This is a genomic window from Parvimonas parva (genome assembly GCF_016552165.1).
Taxonomy (GTDB): domain Bacteria; phylum Bacillota; class Clostridia; order Tissierellales; family Peptoniphilaceae; genus Parvimonas; species Parvimonas parva.
The window spans coordinates 29,929-53,471 of record NZ_JACVDA010000011.1 but is presented as its reverse complement, the minus strand read 5'-3'; the positions used below and the strand labels follow the sequence as shown (position 1 = coordinate 53,471).

The following is a 23,543-nucleotide window of genomic DNA, read 5'->3' as shown; positions in this document are numbered from 1 at the left end:
TGGTTAAAAAAAAGAATTAGACAATTTGTCTAATGAAAGAAAGGAGAAATTTTATGAAACTTTTAAATAAAATTAAATTAGGTAGAGAAATGTTATCTAATGAAAATTTTGACCCGGATTTTGTAAAGAATACTCAACCTATGGGAAATATGATTTTTAAAGAAAATTATATAAAAAAGGGCGATGGTTATGAAACTTGTATTCATATTTATTCTTTACCAAAAACTGTAAATGATTTATGGCTTAGAAAAATTACAGAAATAGAAAATGTAATAACAACTTTAGATATTACAACTGAAAAATCAACAAAGATAATAAATCAGTTAAGTAAAGCTATTTCAGAATATGATACAAGAGAAAGTCAAGCAAGAACTCCACAAGAAAGAATGAAAGCAAGAAAAAATGCTGAAACTAATGAAAGTCTTTTGGATAGAGTAACAGACGGAGAAGTTATCAAAAAGATTCATTTAAGAATTTTTGTTTATGAAAGAACTATAAACGATTTAGAAAAGAAAGTAAAAGCAGTTTTAGAAGAATTAGAGGGAGATTTGTTTAGGGCAAGTATTTTTCTTAATGAATTAGAAGATGACTTTAATTCTTTGCAAAATTCTTTAACAACACAAAAAGAAGATTTTTTAACAAAAAGGGACGGACTTTTTATAGAAAGTTCAACTCTTGGAGCTGGTTTTAATTACCACCATTCATATTTAGATGACCCAAAAGGAACATACTTTGGAACGTCTTTTACAGGTGGTAATGTAGTTTTTGATATTTTTAATAGAACTGAAGAAAGAAAATCATATAATGGAGTTCTTTATGGAAAAATGAGAGCTGGTAAATCAACTTTTTTAAAAAAATTGACTTTAACTGAACTTGCAAAAGGAAATAAAGCAAGAGTTTTTGACGCTTCAGGAGAATTTAATGAAATAGCAAAAGGCTTTAATTCAAAGTTTTTAGCTTTAGATGGAAGTAATGGTATAATTAATCCTTTTCAAGTTTTAAAATCTTCTTTTGAGGGTGGAATAGCTGATAATGACAGACTATCTTTTCAAAAACATATAAATAAACTTAAAATATTCTTTTCATATTTTAATCCGGCTTTTAATAATGATGATTTAAGTGAACTTGGGATTTTACTTGAAAAATTTTATATAAAAATGGGATTTGTAAAGCAAGAAGAAAATATAAAAAGTTATAAAGGAATTACAGATTTAAAAAATGAAGAATATCCAATTTTAAGTGATTTTTTTAAATTTTTAAAAGAAGAATTTGAAAAAGAAAATAAAGAAGAAAAATCAATAAGAATAAAAAGACTTGATAAAATAAAACTAACTATTGAAACAATGCTATCAACTTATGATTCATTTTTCAATGGAACGTCAACTATATCAATAAATGATGAGGACTTTATAGTCTTTAATATAAAATCTTTAAGTGAATATGAAGATAATGTATTTAATTCAATAATTTTTAATATTTTAAATATTTTATGGCAAGAAATGATTAGTAATACATCTATGTTAAAAGTAAAAGATATAAGCATAGATGATACAAAATATTTAGTCTTTATAGATGAAGCTCACAGAATGTTTAATTCCAGTGCAGATGAAAAAATATATACATTTTTTGAAAACTATATGAGAGAAGCACCTAAATATTTAGCTGGAATATGGTTTAGTTTTCACTTATTAGAAGATAATATATCAACAAAAGAAAGTGTATCACTTATGAATAAAATCTTTAAATTAGCACAATATAAAGTTATATTTAATCAAGATACATCTTCAAAAGCCTTATTTTCAAAAGTTTTTTCTTCAGAGCTAACAGATTCTGAAATTGACTTAATACCAACTTTTAAAACCGGAGAATGTTTATTATCCATTTCAGGCTATAAGAATATAGTCTTTAAAGTATCTTTAGGATATTCTGAAGAAGAATGGTTACTTAATACAGGAGGAATTTAGAAAAAATGAGTTTAAAAAAGAAGTTGATTTTTTTCTTTTTATTCAATTTTTTGACCTTTGCCTTAGCTGGAATAATTATAATAAGTGCTGTTTTTATAGCTTATAAAAAGAACGCTGATAATAAAAATAGTGTTGAAGTTTTAGAAGATTTATCTAAAATACCTAATTCAGTACAAAAGCATATACCAACAATAAAAAAATATATGGCTCAATATAAAATTCCTGAAATGTATTTGCCTTATATTTTGGCACAAGCTACACAAGAAAGTAGTGGAACAGAGCCTGACATTTTTCAGGCTTCAGAAAGCAAGTACAATGGAAGAATGGGAATGATAAAATCCGCTGAAGAAAGTATTGAACACGCAATGAAGCGTTGGAGAGAAATCATAGATGAAATAAAGAAAAGAGATATAGAATTTTCAGTTGAATTAGTTTTACAAACATATAATTATGGAAGTGGATATTTAAGCTGGGTTAAAAATCATGGAAATAAATATACAAAGGAAAATGCTGTATCTTTTTCTTTGCATATGTTAAAAATATTAAAAGGTTGGGCTTATAATGTTTATGGAGATACAAAGTATATAGAACATATTTATAGGTATTTATCTTTTAAAAATAAAACACCTAATAGTTCTTTATATTCAAGTGATGTAAAAAAATTAATAGATGAATCAAATAAATGTTTAGGAGCTCCTTATGTTTTTGGAGCACAATATCATCACGCACCTTATAGCTTTGACTGTTCAAGCTTTGTTGGTTATATTTATACAAAAACAGGAGTAAAAAATATGCCTAGAGATACAGCTTGGGGAATTTATAAAAATTACTGTTTACCAATATCACCTAGTCAAGCAGTTCCGGGAGATATAGTATTTTTTCATTCAACATATATTGGTTGTACAGACCCTATAAGTCATATTGGAATTTATATAGGCAATGATACAATGATTCATACAGGTGGAGAACCTGGAGTTTGTTATGAAAAATTTAACACAAAATATTGGCAATCACATTTTTATGGTTTTGGAAGAGTTAAAAAATAAAAATCTTGTTGTTACACAATAAAAAATCATTAGACAATTTATCTAATGGAGAAAGGAGATAAAATTGAAAAAAAGTTTAAAAGATATTAATTTTAGTGAAATAAAAACTTTATCTAAACAAGAAATAAGTATATTAAATTCTATAAAAGAAAGAATTGAAAGTGGGAAATCTGCTTATAAAAAAGGTTGGAGTAATGTATCTTTAGATAATATAAATTATTTCACTAAAAATTTTTACAATGGGTTGAATGCTTTATCTTTAGCGGTTGCAAAAGAGGAAAAAGGATATATAAGTTCATCTTGGCTAACTTTTAATCAAATGAGTAAATTAAATGAAAAAATTGAAAAAGAAAATAAAAAGTTAGCTCCTGAAGAACAAAAACAAAAAATTCATTTACAAAAAGGAAGTATTGGAGAAAAAATTTCTTTCCCGGTTATTTATGATAGAAAAAACAAAAAATATTTAACCTATGAAGAATATAATAATATTTCAAAAATGGAAAAAGAGGATTTAATAAATAATAGAGATATAACTTTTGCTAAAAAAGAATTTACAGTTTTTAATGGAGATTGTTTTGATAATTTGGATTTAAGTTATGAAAAAGAATTTTTGAAAAATTTAGAAGAAAATAAAGTTGAATTTAAAGATAAAGATATAGCAGTTAAATTATGTGAAAGTATGAATGTAGAATTAGCTTTTAAAAATCAAAATAAAGCATATTACAGTCCGAAAAATGATAAAATAGTTTTACCAACAGAAAGACAATTTTATAGTAGTGAAGAATTTAAGAGTACATTTTTTCACGAGCTATCACACGCAACTGGACACGAAAAAAGATTAAATAGAGAAATAAAAAATGAGTTTGGAAGTAAGGAATATGCTTTTGAAGAAATAGTAGCTGAAAGTTCCAGTATATTTTTATCTAAAAAATTTGGATATTTATATGATGAAAATATAAATGTATCTGCTGAATATCTAAAAGGTTGGAGTGATGTTTTAACTAATGACCCAAAAAGAGTAATAAATGCGATACAAAAAGGAAATGAAGCAAAGGAATATATAATAAAACATTTTGATGAATTAGAGAAAACTTTAGAAAAAAATGTTATAATAGAAGAAATAGAAAAGACTGAAGAAACAAAAGAAACTACAAAGGAAGAAACTTTAGAAGTGGAAACAGAAATAGAAGAAGAATTTGAATTAGAAATGGAAATGGAAATGTAAAGGAGAATAGAATGATAAAAGAAATTTTAAACGATGTAAAAAAGGGAGTAATTTTAAAAAGATTAAAGTTAGATGAGAAATACTTTTTTGAATTACAAAAGACAATAAGTGATTTTGTTGTAGCAGTCTTTGAAGAAGATAGACTGTCTGTAAAAGAAAATTTAGGAAAGACAGCTATTCTTTTTAGTGTTGCCGGAGTTATAAATGACTGTACTTTTGAAAATATTTATGATGATTTTTATAAAGTTATTATTCCTGAAGAAAAGGAATTATTAAGTATAACAAATAAAAATGATGTTACTAATTTAATAAATATGGAAATAACAGATATTTATAAAGACTTAAATTTAAGTTTTAAAATTACTGATGAAGATATTGTAAATATATATCATTATTTATTTTTAATAAGTAAATTTTACAATTTTGATTTTGAAAAGGCTGTTTTAGAAGCTATTAGTTAAAAATATTTAATTCAGGCATATATTTATATTAAAAAATAAAAATATGCTCTTAAAACGCAAAATAAAAGGAAATGTGTAAATTTCAACGATAAGAGGTGCTATTTATGAAGTTAAAGGTTTTTTGTAGAACTTTTATAGTATTAATGTTAGTTACAGTTAATATTTTTCTTTTTACTAAATATAAAAACAAGCAGAATATATTAAGTAATAATTCTGTAACTAAAGAAGAAGTAAAAAAAACAGATGAAAAGAAAAAAGAACAAAAAAATCCTGAAGAAAAGAGAAAAGAAAATATAAAAAAATATCTTGAAGATAAAAATATAAGTACAGTTGGACTTTCTGCTTTTAATCCTAATTTAGAAAAATTTGTTACTCAATTTTTAAAAAGAAAATATAATTATAGAAGTTTAGCTGATGATAGAAAGTTAGAAGATTTTTATTCAGATGAATTAAAAAAAGAATATTTAGAAAAGACAAAAGGTAAAAAGCCACACCCTAAATATGATGAAAAAAGTAGCTTAAGAGAGAATATGAGTATTAATATAAATACGATAGATGAAAAAACTTTTATAGTTACAACAATTCACGAAAGAGATGTTTTCTTTATAAATAGAGTAAGTAATCAACAAATTAGACAAGATAAAACAGGAGTTTATACCAATACTTTTATAATTGTTATAGATAAAGATAGATATAAAATTCAAAAAGAAGAAGAAATGATAATCAAAGATATAAGAAATGGAGCTTAATATGAAAAGAATTTTTGAAAACGAACTAATAAAAAAATATTCAAATATTTTATTTTTTTCACTAATTGCTTTAAATATTTTAGGAATTTTTGGACTATCTTTTCTACATTTTAAAGTAAATAATGAAATAAAAAATATAAAAATAGAAGAAGAAAAACAAGTAGAAGAAAAGAAAAGTGAAGAAAAAAATCCTGAAGAAAAAGAAAAATCTAAAAAGAAAGTTGAAAAAAATATTGTAAAAGAAAAGAAACTTTTAGATAATTTTATTCTTTTAAATGAAAATGAGATAACTCCTTATAATGCTTTTGAAAATAAGGATACAGATTTAAAAGAAATAGAATTAATAGCTAAATCATTTTATGGTTTTTTTAATACAAATTCAATGAAAGAGTATATTGAAAATTTTAAAAATTTTAGTACAGATATAGGTGGAATGTTTGCTCCGGGTTGGCAAACTTTAACAGAAGAAGATTTGAATAAACCTTTTAAAATGAAAGATAAAGTAAAAATTTTAATACGACAACATAATGTATCTAAAGAATATACGATTATAATTTTTGCCGGAGAAAAACCTTATCAAAGATTTTTTGTATTTAAAGGAAATGTAGATAATAAAGGAAAAATTAATTTACAAAGGCATTTAGACGTTGGGAATACAGAACCAATAGGAGAATTTGAAAAAGAAAATAAAGGAGAAAATTAATGTTTGAAAATAAAAAAAGTAAAAGTTATTTTTATTTTCTTATAGGAATTGGAATATTTATAGCAACAATTTTTCTTGCAAATATATTTCTTATACCAAAAGATAAATATAAAACACTAAAGCCAGGAGAAAGTTTTATATTAGGTAGCGAAAGTTTAAAGATAAAATCTATTGAGAAATCAATAGATTTTTTATATTTAGAACTAATAGACTACAACTATATTGAAAATATAAATAAGTTTAAATTTAAAACAAAAACAGAAAAAAATGTAGATTATTCAATCGAACCAGAAATTTTATATAACTATAAAGGATATTATTTAATAAAAATTCCTTTAAAAAAATACTTTAAAACTTTAAAATTTATGGTAGAATATGAAAATGATATAGGTAAAAGTAAGGTATCTAATCATACATATTTTAATGAATTTGAAATAAAAGTTAATGAAAATTTTAAAGAAAAGACAAAAAAGGAATATATTTTAGATTATATTTCTTTTTTAATTGAAGAAAATAACGAAAAAATAAAAGGAAAAAATGAAGAATTTACTAAGAATAATGAAATAATTTTAACTAAAAATAATGAATTAAAATTATTAACAGATGAATTACAATACAAGACTGATGAAGAAAAAGTGAAATCAGAAAATAAAATTTTTTCAAACAAAAGGGATATTTTTTCTTTAAAAAATAAAATAATTGAAATAGAAAATGAAATAATAGACTTAAAAAATACTAATTTAGTTTTAAAATGTGAACATATTTTTATAGAAACAGGTAAAAAGGAAAAGCCAAAATTATTAAATAGAAAGAAAAAATTAACAGAATTAGAATATAAAAATAAAATTTCTGAAAATAATAATCCGAGTAACATTCTTGAAGAAGTATCAAAACCAAAAGAAAAAGAAGTAAAAAAAGAAGAAAATATTGAAAAAAATACTACTAATCCCGTAAAAAATAATCGACAAAATAATGTAAAACCAAAACAAAATACTACAAATAATACTCCAAAAAATCAAAATAATACAAAAAAATCTACATCAAAAAACAATAATTCTTATATAAAATCTAAAGAAAATTCAAAGAAAAATGGAGAAATTGAAATAGAATTTACACCATAATTTCAAAAAAATAAAAAAAGTTTACAATAATTTTTTCTTTTTAACCAATATTTTAAAAAATATCGGTATTATAAAGTATTACAGAGAACGAAAAAAGTATTATATAGTAATACTCAAGCATAAAAAAGTATTATATGGTAATACTCAAGCGTAAAAAAGTATTATATAGTAATACTCAAGCGTAAAAAAGTATTATAAAGTATTACAAAAAGTTCAAAATGATAGCATTAAAAAAGGCTTGGTACTGCCAAGCCTATAACGAAGTGATATCACTTCCTTTATCCTGTTTTTAGTAGGTAAGATGTATTTTTCTAGTCGATAGTACTATTTAGTAAAAAAATGGAGATGATAATAATGAAAGCAAAAGAAAGAAAAGATATTTTAATACGAGGTGTTAATGAAAAAATATATTCTTTGTTAGAAATTGAAAGTAAGAAAAAAGGAATTTCTAAAAACAAACTTTTAAAAGAAATTTTAGAAAATTATTTTGTAGATTCATCAGTAAGATTGATAGATGAAAAATATCAAAGTTTAGTTAAAGAAAATTCAAAGGTAATAGATGAAAATACAAAAATTTTAAAAATATTAATAGGAGAATAGTATGGAAGAAAATTTAACAAAAGAACAATTAAAAAAAGAAGATGAAGAAAAATTAAAAAGTTTAAAAAATAAAAAATTTAAAACATCAATTTCAATCGATAGTAAAATTTATGAAGAAATGAAAAATGAATTTACCGGAGAAAGTTTTTCGAGTTCGATTGAAAAACTTTTTTCAGAATATAAAGATTTGAAAGAGAAAATAAAAAATTATGATTTTAAATTTTTAGGAGAATTAAAATTTAATCAAGGAATAATTTTGAATATGCTAAATTCTATTTCACTTGGGAATAGTGGAGAAATATATTTTGGAGATAGAGAAAAGAGAGTAAGTGAAAATTTTGAAAAAGCAAAAGAATGTGAAATTGAAAAACAAGCTGAAGAAAAAAATATCAGAATAAGGAATAGTAGAAATGACTGGTAAGATAACACCGGATATTTTTTTATCTATGGAATTTGAAAAACCTAAAAGCTATAAATTTTTTTTGGATTATTTAGACTATATGTTTGATGAAGCAAAAACGCAAACTAAGACTTATGAAAGCTACCATAATTATATGTTCGATGAAGCTAAGACTGATTCCATTTTCACAAAAAATAAAGATTTTCTTGATGAAATGGAAATATTAAAGCAAAAAGAATTATTTAGAACGGCACAAGAAAATAATTCTTTTATGTGGAAACCTATCATTGCTTTTAATAATGAATTTTTAGTCAAAAATAACATTTTAAAAAATGGAGTAGTAAATGATAAAAAATTAAAAGAATGTGCAAGAGAAAGTATAGAAAAAATGTTAAAGCTAGAAAATATTTCAAGCTATACTTATAGCGGTGCTATTCATTATAACACAGATAATATTCATATACATTTATCTATCGTGGAGCTTGGAGAACCTACTAGAAAATACATTTTTGATGAAAAACTAACAGAAAAAGAAAGATGTAAAAATGCCCTGTTCCAAAAGTCAACTTTTGAAAAAGGGAAGTCTGTTGTAAGTAGTGTTTTATCTAATGATGTAGAAAACTTAAAAGAGCTTAGTTTTTTATCAAGGAAAAAAATTATTCAAAATATTGATTTTAAAAATAAAAATTTTTCTAAAGAAGAAATAGAACTTTTAAAAGAAATAAAAGAAAAATTACCTTTAAATCAAAATCTATGGCAATATAACAATAAAAAGATTGCTTATGTTAAACCTTTATTAAATAAATTCACAACTCAATTTTTCTATAATCATTTTAAAGAAGAAATGAAAGAATACAAAGATGAACTTTTAAAAACTCAAGAGCTTTATACTAGAAGATATGGTAAAGGTAAGTATGAGCATAATTTTTATATGAAAAATTGTTTAGATGATTTATATACAAGAGGAGCAAATAAGATTTTAAAAAACTTAAAAGATTTTAATTTAGACTTTAAAGATATAGATATAAATAGTTTAAAAAATCCATTAGACAAATTGTCTAATGGAAATAATGGAAATGAAAGTCTTTTAACTGAAGATAAAAAGTTAGAAATATATTTTTCTCTCTTCAAAGAAAAATTAAAAGAAAAGAAATATAAAGACCAAAAAATATACATTGCTAAAGATTATATAAAAAATAGAATCTATAAAACTGAAATAAATTATAGCAGTTTTAAGACTGATGAAGAAAAGGAAATGATAAAATGTTTTTGTAAAAAGGGATTTAATCCTAAAAACGAAAAAGAAAATATTTTATTAAATAAACTCACAAATATGAGATTAGAAAACAGATATGGAAACTATATTAAAACAATTTTTGAAAATAATGAATTTTCAAAAAAAGAACAAAAAGAAATTTACAAAGAAATTTTTAAATTTCAAAAAAATATTTTAGATGAATCAATAGAAAAGGTTAAAGAGCAGTATGAAGAATTAGAAAAAAGGTATTTGGAAAACAAGAAAAATTTAGATACAGCAAAATACCAAGTATCTCTATTTACTTGCTTTAAAAATATATTTTCTAATTTTGAACAAACTTTGCAAGAAGAAAGTTATCATAACTTAATGAGATATAGAGAAATCGAAAAGGAAACTAGACAAGAAAAGAAAAAATCACTAGAAAAATAAACGCTATATTGGATAAAAAAGAAAAAAACTTTGATATATTATTAACAATATATCGAAGTATAAGAAACTATTTTAAATAATTGCTAAAATATAAAAAAGATAATATTTTTTTGTTTTAATCAATCCTTTATGATATAATACTGATATAATATAAAATATATAGGAGAAAAAAATGGAAGAAAAAGATAAAAATAAAAGGTATCTACCACATACGTTAGATACTAGATACAATGCTTGTAAAATGTATCAAGCTGGTAATTCTATGGATTTTGTTTGTAGAAAATTTAAAGTTTCATATACTTCCCTTATGCGTTGGAATAAAAGATTTGACGGAACAAGAGAAAGTCTTATGGATAGGTCAAAAAGACCTAAATCTAATCCTATTGCTCATACTGAAGAAGAAGTGAAAAATATAAAAAATTATCTTAGAAGAAATCCTGATATGTCTTTATTAGAAATATATCATAAATTAGTTAAATACAAAGGATACAAAAGACCTTATACAACTTTAACTAGATTTGTAAGAATAAATAATCTTAGGAAAACAGCTGAAGATTCAAAAAAAAACTAAAAGAAAAATATATACCACAAAAATATTATACTCCTGAATTACCGGGTGAAAAATGGCAAATGGACGTAAAGTATGTTCCAATAGCTTGTTATGTTGGAGAAATTCCTGAAAAGTTTTATCAATATACAATGATAGATGAAGCTACTAGAGAAAGGTTTATTTATGCTTTTAAAGAAAAATCTAGTTTTTCAACAATTCAATTCGTAAAAATGGCTATTAGGTATTTCGGATATAAACCAAAAATCATTCAAACAGATAACGGTTCAGAATTTACACATTTTAGAAAGACAGATAAAATACATCCTCTTGATAGACTTTGCTTTTATTACAATATAAAACACCAATTAATTAAACCTAGAACACCTAGACACAATGGTAAAGTGGAACGAAGCCATAGAAATGATAATCAAAGATTTTATAAAACATTAAAATTCTATTCTTATGAAGATTTGATTTATCAGATGAAAAAATATTTATACAGGTCAAATAGAATACCAATGAAACCTCTAGGATTTATTAGTCCGGTAGAAAAAAGAAAAGAGTTATTTGCAATAAAAAGTTGAAAAATTTTAAAAAAATAGTTGACAATTTTATAAAAAAGTGGTATAATTAACTTAATTAAAAAAGATACATTAGTTAGTTCTTTTTAGTGTATCATTCTAAAAATTCAAATAAAGTATTTAGATATATTCTTTTCAAAAATATCTAAATATTATCTATAAATTGTGATTATTTTATCAATCACATTATTTTTTAAAATCTATTATTCACATCTATCGAATTCCTACAACAAATTTTTTGTTTAATACTACACTTTTAGGCTAAAGTGTGCTATAATAATATTGTCTAGGAGTTCCCTGCTTAATTATACCTACATTTTTAATAAGGGATTACGGAGTTCTTACTTTGATGGCAGCCTTGTTTTTGGAAACCGTGAGATTTAAGACAGTTTGCCCACCTTCAATTGCGAAGGTCTATAAAATGGCAGGGAAAACTTAGATTTTTAAAAAATGATTAGGGGGTTTTTATTATGAGCTTAGCGAAGTATATTGAACAAAGACGTATTGAGAAAGAAAGAGAAGTTAGAAGAAAGATAAGAAAAGAAAGATTATCTACTGTTGCGAAGGTTGTAGCAGGAGCTACTGTTGGTGCCGGAGTGGGTATTTTGTTTGCTCCTAAATCCGGTAAAGAAACTAGAGAAGATATTGTTAATGCAACTAAAGACGGCGTTGAATATGTTAATGAAAATGTAAATAATGCGGTTAAAATTGTTGCAGATAAAGCTAAAGAAGTTAAAGAAGTAGCCGTAGAAAAGTACGATAATTTTTCTAATAGAAATATGACTGAAATTACTCCTGAAGTTGAAGTTGAAGTTGAAGTTGAAAAATAGAAGAATAGTGAGGATAAAATGGTAACAATAGATTTAGATTTAACTTTAAGGGTTATTCTTTATTTAGTAGCGATAATTTGCTTAGCATCTTGTGTTTGCTTTTTTGTTAAGTTGATAAAATTTTTTAGTAAAGTAAATTCTATGCTTGAAAAGAGTGAAGAAAGTTTAGTTTCAAGTGCTGAAAAATTACCCGGCTTAATTGAAAATGCTGATAAGGCTATTGCTAATGCAAATGAAATTCTTGAAAAGAGTGATGAAATTTTAGCTGACACTAAGGAAGATATAACAGACAGTGTTGAAAATGTTAGTTTGACACTTAAAAATGTTAAAGATATGACTGAGGATATTACAACTTCTACCAGATTTGTTGCTGAACAAGTTGTAGATACTACTATGGATGTAAGGGAAAATATTGATATGGTAGTTGATAAGGTAGATATGATTATGAATATTATCGAAACTATTAAATCTTATTTTAGAAAAAGATAATTTTTATAGAGATTAGCTTTTGCTAATCTCTGTTTTTGTATAGGAGGATGTTATGGGAGTTATAGCAAAATCGGAATTGTTGGAATCGTTATACAAAATTGGAGAAGGAAAGGCGAATTACAAATTGCATAGAATGTTTGTTTTAGCTTTCTTAGCTGGAATGTTTATTGCTTTGAGTGGTTTTTCTTATGTTGTTGTAAATACAGGAATGGCAAGTTTAAATGCGACTTATGGAAAATTTATTTCAGGAATTTGTTTCTCTTTTGGACTTTTTGCAGTAGTTGTTGCGGGAGCGGACTTGTTTACAGGAAATATTTTGATGTTAGCACCGGCACTTGCAAAGAGAATTACATTTCCAAAAATGTTTAGAAATTGGGTATTTGTGTATATATTTAATTTTGTTGGAGCTATATTTACAGCTTTACTTGTTTATCTAGCAATGGGAATGTCTCCGGAAATGTTTGGATTTTTACATAAAATAACTGTTGCAAAGGTAAGTGGAAGTTTTTTAAGTCTGTTATTTAAAGGAATTGGTTGTAATATCTTTGTTTGCTTAGGCGTTTGGATGGCTTATGCTTGTAAAGACGGAGTTTCAAAATTCTTTGCCTGTGCAATATCTGTTATATTGTTCTTAGTTTGTGGTTTTGAGCATAGCATCGCAAATATGTTCTATCTTTCAATGTCTTTTATAGTTTCTGATATAAGTGCAGGAGCGTTTTTATACAGTTTAATTACTGTTACAATAGGAAATATAATTGGTGGCTGTATAGTAGCAACTTGTTACTATTTTGCTTATAGGGATTAGGTGAAAATATGCTTAAAATTCCAAAAAATTTTAATATAAAAATCACTCTATATAATAACGATTATTCATTTGGTAACGGGATATGTAAATTGCTTTTGTTAATAGATGAATATAAGTCTATAAATAGAGCTTGTAAAGAGATGAGAATGGCTTATTCAAAAGCCTTTAAGATGATAAATCGTGCCGAGGCAGACTTGAATTGTGAACTTTTAGTAGGAAGAATTGGAGGTAAAGGAGGAGGAGGTTCAACCCTTACTCCAGAGGCAAGAGAATTGATAAAATTTTATGAAAAATTAAATCAAAAAGCAAAAGAATTTGTAGAAAAAGAAATAGAAGAATTAAAAAATAAATAATTGATACTAAACAGAGAATTTTTTATTCTCTGTTTTTTTGTGAATTTTAGTAATTATAAAAAATTAAATTACAGTTTGATAATTAAGATTGACAAAAATGGGTATATAGTATAAAAAAATATAAGGAGGTCTTTAATATGGATCATGTAAAAGGTTTAGAAAATGTTGTGGAAAATTCAAAAAAATTAGGTTCTGCTATACCTAATGAAATGAAGGCTTTTGGTGGACTTTGTGGAGAAGTTTTGAAAGATGGAGCTTTAACTGTAAAGGAAAAAGAATTTGTGGCACTTGGAATTGCTGTTGCAGTTCGTTGTGAAGGTTGTATAGAGGCACATATTAACAATCTTGTTAATTTAAAAGCTACAAGAGAGGAAGTTGCTGAAACAATTTCAGTTGCAGTTCTTATGGGTGGTGGTCCTTCAACAATTTATGGAGGAAAGGCTTTAGAGGCTTTTGACCAATTATCAAAATAATAACTAATACAAATATTAATAATAAATATTTTTTTAAGTGGAGATTTTTTCTCCACTTTTTTGTTGAAAAAATAATATTTTTATGTTAAAATTACACGGTAATTTTTACAAGAATTAAATTTAAATAATTTGTATTATATGAAAAAGGTTCAGTAACTAAATTTAATTACTGAACCTTTAAAATTATTTTTTTGCTAGATTTTTAAGACCGAATTCATAACCTGTTTTAGTGTCTAAAATGACATTGTCATTTACAATTTCAAGTCTTTGTTCTTCTAAATTTTCTGCTCTTATATACCTTTTATCTCCAATTTTTACAATACTTGGATTATCATAAAATCCACCCATGATTTTTGGGCCTTCTCCTTTATATTCAAATTCCTCATTCATAGGTAATTTAAAACTTACAAAAGAATAATCTTCAGTCTTCTTAACTATTTCAACAGTTCCGCCCTTAGGTCCTTCATATACATTACCGTAATATTTTTCCATTTCTTTATCCGGAACTCTATCATAATGAGTGAATTCATATCCTGTATAGTTATCTACAATTACATTTTCCGAAACAATTTCAAATCTGTCATCAGGTAAACCATCAGCAGTTAAATATTTTTTTCCGTTTTTTCTTATAACTTTAGGATAGTCAAAATTTCCACCCGAAATACGTTCTTCAATATTACTTTTAAAAGTTGCATTTTCAGGTAATGTGAAACACAAAACTGAATACAATTTACTCTTTTTAATTACGCTAATTCCTGAACTTACAGCTCCATATCTTTTTCCATAAAGTTGTTCCACTTCATTGCTCTTTGTAGCACAAGACGACAACATAAGGGTTGAAATTATTATCATAAGAACAAATTTCAATTTTTTCATAAAATCACTCCTTTTTTTACTTTTTTAATAAAATATATTTAAAAATGAACTTTAAATTTAATAACTATATTTTAATCTATACTTAAAAACTAAATAATGAGATTTTAATATAATTTATTTTTTAAAATAAAATAACATATTTATTACACACTACAAATATATCACTTTATTTAGGTCAAGTCAAGTGTTTTATGAAAAAAAATACTTTTTTTTCAACCATATTATGTTTTGGTTGAAAAAATAATATTTTTATGTTAAAATTATACGGTAATTTTTACAAGAATTAAATTTAAAAAAGTGTTTTGCTTGGCACCCACTTTAAAAATCAAGTGCTTAGGGCACTGTGCCCTTTTTTTGTTGAACAAAGCACTCCAAAAAGGAGGAAAATATGAACGTAAAAAAAATTACAAGACAAGGATTAATAGCAGGAATTTATGTAGTGCTTACAATTCTTTCGGAATCGTTTGGATTAGGATATGGAAGTTTACAATTTAGGCTTTCTGAAACTTTAGCAATTTTACCATTTTTTAATCCGGAATACACAATAGGTGTAACATTAGGTTGTTTTCTGGCTAATATTGCAAGTACAGTTGGAATAGTCGATATGGTTGTAGGGACATTTGCAACTTTAGTTGTAGCATTGATTATGACTAAAATTAAAAATTTCTACATAGCTTGTTTAGTACCGGTAGTTGTAGGAATGTTACCAATAGCATTGGAAATATACCTTATGATGCCAAATCCTGTAGGATTTTGGGTTTTGTTAGGAGAATTAATGCTTTCAGAATTTTTAGTAATTTATGTAGTAGGAGTTCCAATTTTCTATATATTATCTAAAAACAAAGCTTTTACAAAAGCGTTAGAATTTAAAAAAGAAATCAGATAAACGAAAAAATCGGTGTGAATAATCATACCGATTTTTTTGTAGTTAACAATTTAAGTAGGTTATGTATATGTTAAATGTTAATTTCTTTTAGTGCTTGTGCAAAAAACACAACAGAAAAGAAAGAACAAAAAATAGAAAAAACTTTTGATGTAAAAGTTGTTTTGGATAAAATCAAAAAAGCAACAGAATATACTCCTGATGCTTTTAATATGAAAAGTGCAAGAGTTTGTAGCTTTAGGAGAAAAAAATGAACTTTGGGATAAGATTTTTGACGCTTTTGGTGGAATTGTTGAAGAGCCTGCGGAAAAAGAAAAAGAAGAAATTTCAAACAGAGTTAGAATTATAAAATAGTTCAATTACAATCTTTTACTTTATAATTAATTGAAAATCCTCTTTTAAAACCCTTTTCAAATTTATCAAAATGTGATAAACTTTGTCTAGGGTTTTTTTTATAAAAAACGAAAATATAAGGAGATGATAAAATGTGGTTATTAGATATAATTAAAGTTATTATTCTAGGAATCGTAGAAGGTATTACTGAATGGTTACCTGTAAGTAGTACAGGACATATGATTTTAGTTGATGAATTTTTGAAATTGAATCAATCTGCAGAATTTAAAGAAATGTTTTTAGTTGTTATACAACTTGGAGCAATCCTTGCAGTTGTTATTATGTATTTTAATAAATTAAATCCATTTTCTAAAAAGAAAACCAAAGAACAACAAAAAAATACAATCAATATGTGGCTAAAGGTAGTTGTGGGGGTAATTCCTGCAGGAGTTTTAGGAGTTTTGTTTGATAAGGTATTAGAAAAATATTTTTACAATTTTCCAACTGTTGCATTCACTTTAGTTTTATATGGTATTTTATTTATAATTGTTGAAAACAATCCAAATTTCAAAAAACAAAATGTTAGAAGGTTTGAAGATTTAAGTTATTCATTAGCTTTTTATGTTGGTTGTTTTCAAGTTTTAAGTTTAATTCCGGGAACATCAAGGTCAGGAGCAACAATACTTGGAGCTTTAATACTTGGACTTTCAAGAAGTTTAGCAGCAGAATTTTCATTCTTTATGTCAATTCCTGTAATGTTTGGAGCAAGTCTTTTAAAACTTAGAAAATTTGGCTTTGCTTTTAGCTTTTTTCAATTCTTCATTCTATTGCTTGGAATGTTCGTTGCCTTTGTAGTTTCAATTATGGCAATCAAAATGTTAATGAAATACATTAAAAAGCACGATTTCAAAGTATTTGGATATTATAGAATTGTACTTGGTGTAATTTTAATTTTGTATTATTTTTTTAATTAAATAAGTCATTAATAGGAGCTTAGGCTCCTTTTTGTTTGACTTTATTCGTTTTATTTGATAAACTTAATTTAATGAAATACTAAAGGAGGACGATTATGAAAAAAAGATTTTTAGTATTAGCTATGGTATTTTGTTTTGGAGGACTTTTAATTTCTTGTAAAGCAAAAGAAGTGAAGAAGGAAGAAGAACCTAAAGTAACCGTTACGCAAAAAGAAGTAAAAGAAAATAAAGAAAAAGAAAATGATAAACAAGATGAGAACAAAGATGAAAAAGGATTGAATTTTTCAGTTACAGATTTAAAAAATAATGAAGTAAAAACTGTAGTTAAGAAAAATGATAAAATTTCTTTTAATATCTATGCTGTTGGAATGGATTTTAAAATAAAATTAGACGGAAAAGAATATTCCGTTGCAGATGCAATTTCAAACGGACTTTTAGATGAAAATAAACTTTTTGATAAGATTGAAAAAGATAAAGAAAGCAACAAATGTAAAAGTGAAATGTATAAAGACGGAGGAACTTTAGGGTATCTATATAATGACTACACTATAATTAAATTTAATTCTCTTGACGGAAAAGAAGATATGTATATCACCAGAGAAAAAAGTTTAAGTGATTTAAAAAAAGTAATAGAAACAAAAAGTGAATAAATGAAAAGAGCTGAAATTTCAGCTCTTTTTTGTCTAAAATGCAGGAACAATTCCTCCGTTATATTTTTTATTTATATAATCTTTTACTTTTTCGCTTTGTAATGCTTTTAAAACTTTTTTGTAAGTTTCGTTGTTTTCTTCTCCTGTTCTAACTGTGATAATATTTGCATAAGGAGAGTCTTTTCCTTCGATTAACTTTGCGTCTTTTGTTGGAGAAAGTCCTGCCTCGATTGCATAGTTTCCATTTATAACGGCTCCGTCAATATCCTTTATAATTCTTGGTAATTGAGCTGCCTCAACTTCTGTAAATTTAATTTTTTTAGGATTTTCTTTTATATCATTAACACTTGATAGAATATTTGTATTGTCTTTTAATTTTATGATTCCATTTTTATCAAGTAAAATTAATGCTCTTGCTCCGTTTGACGGGTCATTTGGAATTGCAATTTCAGCGCCGTCTTTTATTTCACTTGCATTGTTTAGATATAATCCCATTGGTTCAACGTGAACATTTCCAAGTACTGAAAGTTTTGTGTTCTTTTTGTTGTTAAATTCGTCTAAATATGGTTTATGTTGGAAGAAGTTTAAATCTAATTCTTTTCCGTCTAAAGCTAAATTTGGTTGAATATAATCTGTGAAAGTTACAATATCTAATTTGATACCTTCTTTTTCTAAATCTTCTTTAACTAATTCAACTAATTTTTGGTGTGGCTCAGGAGAAACTCCGATTTTTACAACCTTAACACCTTCTTTGTTTTCTGTATTTTTGTTATCTGAATTTTTTGCTCCACAAGCAGTTGTTAAAACTACAACCAAGCCAAGAGCTAATGCTAATAATTTCTTTTTCATAATTTTCCTCCTACGCATTTATTTTTTTATTAATTTTTTTAGAGATGAAATCTCCTAAAACTTGAACGATTTGTACTAATAATATAATTATAACAACCGGGATAGTCATCGTTAAGTATTGAAATCTATGGTAACCATAAGTAATTGCCAAGTCGCCAAGACCTTTTGCTCCAATTGCACCTGCCATTGCTGAATAACCGATTAAATTTATAACAGTTAAAGTTATTCCGTTTATAAGTGCAGGTAAACATTCTGAAAGCATAATTTTTATGATTTGAAAATTGCTTGAGCCCATTGAAATACTTGCCTCAACAATTCCGTTGTCAACTTCTTTTAGTGAATTTTCAAAAATTCTTGCTACAAAAGGAATTGCAGAAACAGTTAGGGGAATGATTGCTGCAGTAGAGCCTATCATCTTTCCTGTTAATATTTTAGAAACCGGCAAAATGTAAATAATTAGGATAAGAAAAGGAACTGACCTAAAAATATTTACAATAAAATTTAAAATAGAGTAAATCATTTTATTACTATTTATTCCGTTTTTATCTGTTGTAACTAAAATAACTCCTAAAATTCCACCGATTATAGTTGAAAGTAAAGATGAAAAAAATACCATATAAATCGTTTCAAAAGTAGCTTTTATCAATAAACTTTGCATCTTAAATTACCTCCTCAACTAAAATTTTTCTTTCTTCAAGGAAAGTTTTTATCTCGTCAATTCTGTCTTTTTCAAAAACTTCGACAATTAAATGTCCGACCTTTCCCTCTTTTATCTTATCAATATTTCCACTAATTATATTGACGTCAATATTTTTTTGCCTTATAAGTTCTGAAATAACAGGCTTTGTAGAAGTTTCTTTCGTAAAACCGAGTCTTAAAAGAAAACCCGAATAATCTTCGCTGAGAAATTTTTCATAATCTGTAAACTCAGGAAGATTTTCTATGAAATTTTTTGTTGTTTGAGTCTTTGGAGAAGTAAAAAGTTTTAAAACCGTATCTTGCTCTATAATCTTTCCATTTTCTATAACACCCGCTCTATCACAAATTGCCTTTACAACCTCCATTTGATGAGTTATCAAAATTATTGTAAGATTAAATTCATCTCTAATTCTCAAAAGCAATTCTAAAATAGATTTTGTACTTTGTGGATCAAGAGCAGAAGTTGCCTCATCACAAAGTAAAATTTTAGGTTGAATAGCCAAAGCTCTTGCGATTGCAACTCTTTGCTTTTGTCCACCGGAAAGATTTGCAGGATATTCAAATATTTTTTCACTTAAATTTACATATTCCAAAAGAGTTTTTACTCTTTTTTCAATATCTTCCTTTTTCCAGCCATTAATTTTTAACGGATAGGCGATATTTTCAAAAACATTTTTTTGATAAAATAGATTAAAAGATTGAAAAATCATCGACATATTTTTTCTTGCATCTTTAAGCTCCTTATCGTTCATCTTTACAATATCTTTACCGTCTATAAAAATATTACCACTTGTAGGCTCTTCAAGACGATTGATACACCTGATTAAAGATGATTTTCCGGCACCACTAAGACCGATTATACCAAAAATTTCTCCCTTTTTAACTTCTAAACTAATATCATTAACAGCTTTAAATCCATTTTCGTAAACTTTTACTAAATTTTCAATTTTTATCATATAAACCTCCTTAAAAGTATTTTCGGAAATTTTATTTTTACAAAATATTTACAAAATAAAAAAAATCTCTGATAAGAGATTTTGCAAAAAAATTCTTATCTTCCGAATAATCGCTGGAATTAGCACCTTGTAAAAACAGGTTGCCGGGTTTCATAGGGCCAGTCCCTCCACCACTCTGGATAAGTGTTATTTAATATTGTTGATAAATTATAGCACATCAAAAATTTAAAGTCAACAATTTTTTAATAATTTTGTTAAAAAATATTTTAACTCATATTGTTTTATTTTATAAAACAAACGCACCATTTTAAAAAATGGTGCGTTTTAGTTTATATTTATTTACAATATTTTTCTCTTAAAATATGGGAAGCTTTAACCATATTAGATAATTTTTCTTCAATAATGTTATAAGGATTTAACGGTCTTTTAGCAAATGTTGCAAATCCACAATCTGGATTTAACCAGATTTTTTCAGGTGGTAAAAATTCTAAAGCTTTTTCTACTTTTCCTACAATTTCATCAACAGTTTCCACTCTTGGTATTCTCGGATTAACGCATCCTAGTCCTAACATAATTTTCTTATTTAAATCATTATTTTTAAATAATTGACTTATTTCTCCAGCACGTGGAGTTGAAAATTCAAGTGCTAACATATCTACATCCAATGAGTCAAAAAATTTACTTAATTTATCATAGGCCCCTTCAAGTAATACACTTTCATCACAAGTCCAATTTCCACGACAAACGTGCATAACTGACAATACATTATCATATTTTCTAATTTCAGCAAAAATTTCTGAAAGTAATTGCCCTGCAAATTTTAATTCTCGATCAACCTTGACCTTAGCAGATAACGCCCCTCAGTAAAAAGAATTAGAAGAATTTGTATTTGTAAAAACTACTTCAGATAAAATCGGTTCATCAATTTGTATAACTTTAACTCCTAGAGAAACTAATCTTTTAATTTCATTTATCAAAAGTTTTACAACATCATTACCTAACTCATTACGATTTTCATAAACTTTTCCAGTTACTTCTTTAAGCCACATAGACCTTGTAAGAAGATAGGGACTTGGCAAAGTCATTTTAAAATCAGAATCTGTAATTTTTTTTATCATCCTTACTTCATCAATATCCAGTTCAACATCTGTTTTTATTCGATCAACACAAATTGGACTATTCATCGAATTATCAGAAGCATCCATTTCTTCTAAACTTTTATTAAAATCACCTTTATTTTCTGTTAAACTTAAAATTTGATCTGTTGCCATAAGTTTAATTCCATCAACATGTTCTGCAACATAACTCATGTAATTATCACGAGAAATTTCTCCACTTATTACAACATCTATACCTACTTTATCAAGCATATTTACAACAAATTTAGTTTCGTCAAATACCATTTTATCATATTCTTCTTTTAAAGATGAATCTTTTTGTAGCTTTTGCTTTAAGCTAAGTAATTCATTTGACCTTGGCATACTTCCGATTAAAGTTGTTGAAAAAGGTTTAAAACTTTTCATATTTCCTCCATAAATTTCCGATATATTTTTAAATAAAAAAGTTATAATAAATAGGCAAGAATAAATTCTTGCCTATTATTAATATTTTACAAAATAAACTATGGTTCAACTACTAAATTGCTATTTGATAGTATTTCAACAACAGCACCCATTGTAGTTGAACTTCCAACTTCAAGTTTATCTAATAATTCATAGTAATCTAAGCAAATTCCACAAGATAAAACTTCAACTCCCTTATCAGACATTGCTTTTAAATCATCTAAGCATTCTGAACCTTTTGTAGCTAATTTTACGCCTTCTCCATAAAAAATAATATGAGATGGTAAATTTTCTCTTTGAGCAACAGTATGAACAAAAGCGTTCATTAAATTATCTGTTAAGACTTTTTCTCCTTCTCCCATACCAGTTCCTTTAATTACAATATCGTATGTTTGTGCCATTTTAAAATACCTCCTATATACAATTTTTAGCCAGCACGACTTAAACTATAAATAGCATTTATAGTTAAAATAAAAAATAATTATATTTTTATTTCATACATATTATATAATAGTAAATTTTGATTGTCAATAGCTATAATAAAATATATATATAATTTTATTTATAATTTTTATTTATAATAGTTATAAGATTTTCTTATTAATAATATAATTATTTATATTTTATACTAACATATTTTTTATTATTATAAATTATTTTATTTTTGAAATTTTTAACCCTTACTGGCTAACTTAATTTTACAATATGGGTTTAATATAAGAAAATAGTAATATATAGTCAATATAATAATTGCTTATTTGAGATGTTAATTGAAATATGATAAAATATAAGCAACTTCATTTTTTATGGCAAATAAATTTTACCATAATATTATATTTATTAGGAGGAAAGTATGAAGTGTATAATGTTTGATATGGACGGGACTTTGATAGATTCAATTGGGGGTTGGTTTGGAAGTTGTTCTTATTTTCTTAAAGAGATGAATTTGGAAGAAACTGACGAACTAAAAGAAATGTTTAAAGGGAAAAAACTTTATGCAAGGGGAATTGCTATTGGAAAATATTTTAATCTTGATTTAACTGCTGATGAAATTTATGCTAGAAATTTAAAATATGTAAAAGACGGATATGATAAACTTTTTGATGCAAAAGAAAATGTGATTGAGGCTCTTGATTATCTGAAAGAAAAAGGATATAAAATTTCTTTAAATACTGCTACAAATATCGGACTTTGTAGAAATTGTTTAGAGAGAACAGGACTTATGAAATATTTTGATTACATACAAACTTGTGATGATTGTGGATATTTAAAAGATGATGAAAGATATTATGACTGGGCGATAAAAAAACATAATGAAAATGTTGAAGAAATTATATTTTTTGATGATACTAAAGTGCCTCTAAAAACTGCAAATAAAAAAGGAATAAAAACAGTTTTAGTATATGATCCACTTACAAATGGGGAGTATTTTGAAACGACAACAGACTTTGACTACAAAATGGATACAATTTCTGTTGAAAATTTGAAAAAAATAGGACTTTAATTATGAAAAATTATTACAATAAGACTGAATTGAAAGTTGAAGTGTTTGAAAAAATAGCCAACAATATTGGGAAAGGTTCCAAAAAAAGTAAATTTAAAGATTATTTTGTGCTATTTATGTTTGGCTTTGGATTTTTAACTTTAATGTTCATAATTATAGGAATTGAGTTATTGCAAAATTAAATTATTGATAAAAATAAATAATATATTAAAAGGGACTG

General features: G+C 25.5%; 26 protein-coding genes, 3 pseudogenes and 1 riboswitch. Of the genes and pseudogenes, 23 read left to right on the top strand and 6 right to left on the bottom strand.

Annotated elements, in window-relative coordinates:
* Positions 1-53 precede the first annotated feature (53 nt).
* From IBJ83_RS04850 to IBJ83_RS04775, 17 genes and pseudogenes are all read left to right on the top strand, one after another.
* Positions 54-1,964, top strand: a complete 1,911-nt coding sequence (locus tag IBJ83_RS04850; RefSeq protein ID WP_201275599.1) for a VirB4 family type IV secretion system protein — start codon at positions 54-56, stop codon at positions 1,962-1,964.
* A 5-nt stretch (positions 1,965-1,969) separates the two neighbouring features.
* Positions 1,970-2,533: pseudogene (locus IBJ83_RS08575) on the top strand (lysozyme family protein); the annotation flags it as partial.
* Positions 2,534-2,608: 75 nt separating this feature from the next.
* Positions 2,609-3,010, top strand: a pseudogene (locus IBJ83_RS08570) (C40 family peptidase); the annotation flags it as partial.
* A 64-nt stretch (positions 3,011-3,074) separates the two neighbouring features.
* Positions 3,075-4,235, top strand: a complete 1,161-nt coding sequence (locus IBJ83_RS04840) for a zincin-like metallopeptidase domain-containing protein (protein ID WP_201275598.1) — start codon at positions 3,075-3,077, stop codon at positions 4,233-4,235.
* An 11-nt stretch (positions 4,236-4,246) separates the two neighbouring features.
* On the top strand, positions 4,247-4,696 hold the full coding sequence (locus tag IBJ83_RS04835; protein ID WP_201275597.1) for a hypothetical protein: 450 nt from the start codon (positions 4,247-4,249) through the stop codon (positions 4,694-4,696).
* Between the two features lie 104 nt (positions 4,697-4,800).
* Positions 4,801-5,445 carry a hypothetical protein gene (locus tag IBJ83_RS04830; protein ID WP_201275596.1) on the top strand — a complete coding sequence of 215 codons (645 nt, stop codon included), beginning with the start codon at positions 4,801-4,803 and terminating at the stop codon, positions 5,443-5,445.
* 1 nt (position 5,446) lies between these two features.
* Positions 5,447-6,148, top strand: coding sequence for a hypothetical protein (locus IBJ83_RS04825; protein WP_201275595.1), 702 nt, complete (start codon positions 5,447-5,449; stop codon positions 6,146-6,148).
* Positions 6,148-7,269, top strand: coding sequence for a hypothetical protein (locus IBJ83_RS04820; protein ID WP_201275594.1), 1,122 nt, complete (start codon positions 6,148-6,150; stop codon positions 7,267-7,269). The genes IBJ83_RS04825 and IBJ83_RS04820 overlap by 1 nt, the downstream gene beginning before the upstream one ends.
* Positions 7,270-7,623: 354 nt before the next feature.
* The gene (locus IBJ83_RS04815; RefSeq protein ID WP_201275593.1) at positions 7,624-7,869 is read left to right on the top strand and encodes a hypothetical protein; all 246 of its coding nucleotides are present in this window, start codon (positions 7,624-7,626) and stop codon (positions 7,867-7,869) included.
* 1 nt (position 7,870) lies between these two features.
* On the top strand, positions 7,871-8,290 hold the full coding sequence (locus IBJ83_RS04810; protein ID WP_201275592.1) for a hypothetical protein: 420 nt from the start codon (positions 7,871-7,873) through the stop codon (positions 8,288-8,290).
* Positions 8,280-9,956 (top strand): MobP2 family relaxase, encoded by a 1,677-nt coding sequence (mobP2, locus tag IBJ83_RS04805; protein ID WP_201275591.1) that lies wholly within the window; start codon positions 8,280-8,282, stop codon positions 9,954-9,956. The genes IBJ83_RS04810 and mobP2 overlap by 11 nt, the downstream gene beginning before the upstream one ends.
* Before the next feature lie 172 nt (positions 9,957-10,128).
* Positions 10,129-11,090 (top strand): annotated as a pseudogene (locus IBJ83_RS04800) (DDE-type integrase/transposase/recombinase).
* A gap of 467 nt (positions 11,091-11,557) precedes the next feature.
* Positions 11,558-11,917, top strand: a complete 360-nt coding sequence (locus IBJ83_RS04795; protein ID WP_201275590.1) for a YtxH domain-containing protein — start codon at positions 11,558-11,560, stop codon at positions 11,915-11,917.
* An 18-nt stretch (positions 11,918-11,935) separates the two neighbouring features.
* On the top strand, positions 11,936-12,406 hold the full coding sequence (locus IBJ83_RS04790) for an MlaD family protein (RefSeq protein WP_201275589.1): 471 nt from the start codon (positions 11,936-11,938) through the stop codon (positions 12,404-12,406).
* 52 nt (positions 12,407-12,458) lie between these two features.
* On the top strand, positions 12,459-13,211 hold the full coding sequence (locus tag IBJ83_RS04785; protein ID WP_201275588.1) for a formate/nitrite transporter family protein: 753 nt from the start codon (positions 12,459-12,461) through the stop codon (positions 13,209-13,211).
* Between the two features lie 8 nt (positions 13,212-13,219).
* The gene (locus IBJ83_RS04780; RefSeq protein WP_201275587.1) at positions 13,220-13,564 is read left to right on the top strand and encodes a winged helix-turn-helix domain-containing protein; all 345 of its coding nucleotides are present in this window, start codon (positions 13,220-13,222) and stop codon (positions 13,562-13,564) included.
* 137 nt (positions 13,565-13,701) lie between these two features.
* Positions 13,702-14,037 (top strand): carboxymuconolactone decarboxylase family protein, encoded by a 336-nt coding sequence (locus tag IBJ83_RS04775; protein ID WP_068474748.1) that lies wholly within the window; start codon positions 13,702-13,704, stop codon positions 14,035-14,037.
* A gap of 183 nt (positions 14,038-14,220) precedes the next feature.
* Here the strand turns inward: IBJ83_RS04775 and IBJ83_RS04770 are convergent, their stop codons facing one another.
* Positions 14,221-14,913 (bottom strand): hypothetical protein, encoded by a 693-nt coding sequence (locus IBJ83_RS04770; RefSeq protein ID WP_201275586.1) that lies wholly within the window; start codon positions 14,911-14,913, stop codon positions 14,221-14,223.
* 388 nt (positions 14,914-15,301) lie between these two features.
* On the opposite strand from IBJ83_RS04770, the gene IBJ83_RS04765 reads away from it, so the two are divergent.
* The 4 genes from IBJ83_RS04765 to IBJ83_RS04755 all read left to right on the top strand — a co-directional run bounded on the left by IBJ83_RS04765 (position 15,302) and on the right by IBJ83_RS04755 (position 17,753).
* Positions 15,302-15,799: a QueT transporter family protein gene (locus IBJ83_RS04765; protein WP_201275585.1), complete on the top strand. Its 498-nt coding sequence runs from the start codon at positions 15,302-15,304 to the stop codon at positions 15,797-15,799.
* Between the two features lie 216 nt (positions 15,800-16,015).
* Complete coding sequence (locus IBJ83_RS08505) at positions 16,016-16,150, top strand: hypothetical protein (protein WP_269902521.1); 135 nt, start codon at positions 16,016-16,018, stop codon at positions 16,148-16,150.
* 131 nt (positions 16,151-16,281) lie between these two features.
* Positions 16,282-17,103, top strand: coding sequence for an undecaprenyl-diphosphate phosphatase (locus IBJ83_RS04760; RefSeq protein WP_201275584.1), 822 nt, complete (start codon positions 16,282-16,284; stop codon positions 17,101-17,103).
* Between the two features lie 95 nt (positions 17,104-17,198).
* Complete coding sequence (locus tag IBJ83_RS04755; RefSeq protein ID WP_201275583.1) at positions 17,199-17,753, top strand: hypothetical protein; 555 nt, start codon at positions 17,199-17,201, stop codon at positions 17,751-17,753.
* A gap of 33 nt (positions 17,754-17,786) precedes the next feature.
* Here IBJ83_RS04755 and IBJ83_RS04750 read toward each other — a convergent pair whose 3' ends face one another.
* The 5 genes from IBJ83_RS04750 to yedF form a co-directional block, all read right to left on the bottom strand.
* The gene (locus IBJ83_RS04750) at positions 17,787-18,602 is read right to left on the bottom strand and encodes a MetQ/NlpA family ABC transporter substrate-binding protein (protein ID WP_201275582.1); all 816 of its coding nucleotides are present in this window, start codon (positions 18,600-18,602) and stop codon (positions 17,787-17,789) included.
* A gap of 10 nt (positions 18,603-18,612) precedes the next feature.
* Positions 18,613-19,260, bottom strand: coding sequence for a methionine ABC transporter permease (locus IBJ83_RS04745; protein ID WP_068474766.1), 648 nt, complete (start codon positions 19,258-19,260; stop codon positions 18,613-18,615).
* A 1-nt stretch (position 19,261) separates the two neighbouring features.
* Positions 19,262-20,257 carry a methionine ABC transporter ATP-binding protein gene (locus IBJ83_RS04740; RefSeq protein ID WP_201275581.1) on the bottom strand — a complete coding sequence of 332 codons (996 nt, stop codon included), beginning with the start codon at positions 20,255-20,257 and terminating at the stop codon, positions 19,262-19,264.
* Positions 20,258-20,349: 92 nt separating this feature from the next.
* Positions 20,350-20,443: riboswitch (SAM riboswitch) on the bottom strand.
* A gap of 149 nt (positions 20,444-20,592) precedes the next feature.
* The gene (locus tag IBJ83_RS08565) at positions 20,593-21,780 is read right to left on the bottom strand and encodes a cobalamin-independent methionine synthase II family protein (RefSeq protein WP_333473018.1); all 1,188 of its coding nucleotides are present in this window, start codon (positions 21,778-21,780) and stop codon (positions 20,593-20,595) included.
* 98 nt (positions 21,781-21,878) lie between these two features.
* Positions 21,879-22,220 carry a sulfurtransferase-like selenium metabolism protein YedF gene (gene yedF / locus IBJ83_RS04725; protein WP_068474780.1) on the bottom strand — a complete coding sequence of 114 codons (342 nt, stop codon included), beginning with the start codon at positions 22,218-22,220 and terminating at the stop codon, positions 21,879-21,881.
* A gap of 452 nt (positions 22,221-22,672) precedes the next feature.
* Between yedF and IBJ83_RS04720 the strand changes: the two genes are divergently transcribed.
* Together IBJ83_RS04720 and IBJ83_RS04715 are read left to right on the top strand one after the other, a co-directional pair.
* Positions 22,673-23,323, top strand: a complete 651-nt coding sequence (locus tag IBJ83_RS04720) for an HAD family hydrolase (protein ID WP_201275579.1) — start codon at positions 22,673-22,675, stop codon at positions 23,321-23,323.
* Positions 23,324-23,325: 2 nt separating this feature from the next.
* Positions 23,326-23,505 (top strand): hypothetical protein, encoded by a 180-nt coding sequence (locus tag IBJ83_RS04715; RefSeq protein ID WP_201275578.1) that lies wholly within the window; start codon positions 23,326-23,328, stop codon positions 23,503-23,505.
* The last annotated feature ends 38 nt before the right edge of the window (positions 23,506-23,543 follow it).

Bases quoted from the DNA above. Each gene is read 5' to 3' on its own strand.
- IBJ83_RS04850 (WP_201275599.1), top strand. From the start codon at position 54: ATGAAACTTTTAAATAAAATTAAATTAGGTAGAGAAATGTTATCTAAT.
- IBJ83_RS04835 (WP_201275597.1), top strand. From the start codon at position 4,247: ATGATAAAAGAAATTTTAAACGATGTAAAAAAGGGAGTAATTTTAAAA.
- IBJ83_RS04830 (WP_201275596.1), top strand. From the start codon at position 4,801: ATGAAGTTAAAGGTTTTTTGTAGAACTTTTATAGTATTAATGTTAGTT.
- IBJ83_RS04825 (WP_201275595.1), top strand. From the start codon at position 5,447: ATGAAAAGAATTTTTGAAAACGAACTAATAAAAAAATATTCAAATATT.
- IBJ83_RS04820 (WP_201275594.1), top strand. From the start codon at position 6,148: ATGTTTGAAAATAAAAAAAGTAAAAGTTATTTTTATTTTCTTATAGGA.
- IBJ83_RS04815 (WP_201275593.1), top strand. From the start codon at position 7,624: ATGAAAGCAAAAGAAAGAAAAGATATTTTAATACGAGGTGTTAATGAA.
- IBJ83_RS04810 (WP_201275592.1), top strand. From the start codon at position 7,871: ATGGAAGAAAATTTAACAAAAGAACAATTAAAAAAAGAAGATGAAGAA.
- mobP2 (WP_201275591.1), top strand. From the start codon at position 8,280: ATGACTGGTAAGATAACACCGGATATTTTTTTATCTATGGAATTTGAA.
- IBJ83_RS04795 (WP_201275590.1), top strand. From the start codon at position 11,558: ATGAGCTTAGCGAAGTATATTGAACAAAGACGTATTGAGAAAGAAAGA.
- IBJ83_RS04790 (WP_201275589.1), top strand. From the start codon at position 11,936: ATGGTAACAATAGATTTAGATTTAACTTTAAGGGTTATTCTTTATTTA.
- IBJ83_RS04785 (WP_201275588.1), top strand. From the start codon at position 12,459: ATGGGAGTTATAGCAAAATCGGAATTGTTGGAATCGTTATACAAAATT.
- IBJ83_RS04780 (WP_201275587.1), top strand. From the start codon at position 13,220: ATGCTTAAAATTCCAAAAAATTTTAATATAAAAATCACTCTATATAAT.
- IBJ83_RS04775 (WP_068474748.1), top strand. From the start codon at position 13,702: ATGGATCATGTAAAAGGTTTAGAAAATGTTGTGGAAAATTCAAAAAAA.
- IBJ83_RS04770 (WP_201275586.1), bottom strand. From the start codon at position 14,913: ATGAAAAAATTGAAATTTGTTCTTATGATAATAATTTCAACCCTTATG.
- IBJ83_RS04765 (WP_201275585.1), top strand. From the start codon at position 15,302: ATGAACGTAAAAAAAATTACAAGACAAGGATTAATAGCAGGAATTTAT.
- IBJ83_RS04760 (WP_201275584.1), top strand. From the start codon at position 16,282: ATGTGGTTATTAGATATAATTAAAGTTATTATTCTAGGAATCGTAGAA.
- IBJ83_RS04755 (WP_201275583.1), top strand. From the start codon at position 17,199: ATGAAAAAAAGATTTTTAGTATTAGCTATGGTATTTTGTTTTGGAGGA.
- IBJ83_RS04750 (WP_201275582.1), bottom strand. From the start codon at position 18,602: ATGAAAAAGAAATTATTAGCATTAGCTCTTGGCTTGGTTGTAGTTTTA.
- IBJ83_RS04745 (WP_068474766.1), bottom strand. From the start codon at position 19,260: ATGCAAAGTTTATTGATAAAAGCTACTTTTGAAACGATTTATATGGTA.
- IBJ83_RS04740 (WP_201275581.1), bottom strand. From the start codon at position 20,257: ATGATAAAAATTGAAAATTTAGTAAAAGTTTACGAAAATGGATTTAAA.
- yedF (WP_068474780.1), bottom strand. From the start codon at position 22,220: ATGGCACAAACATACGATATTGTAATTAAAGGAACTGGTATGGGAGAA.
- IBJ83_RS04720 (WP_201275579.1), top strand. From the start codon at position 22,673: ATGAAGTGTATAATGTTTGATATGGACGGGACTTTGATAGATTCAATT.
- IBJ83_RS04715 (WP_201275578.1), top strand. From the start codon at position 23,326: ATGAAAAATTATTACAATAAGACTGAATTGAAAGTTGAAGTGTTTGAA.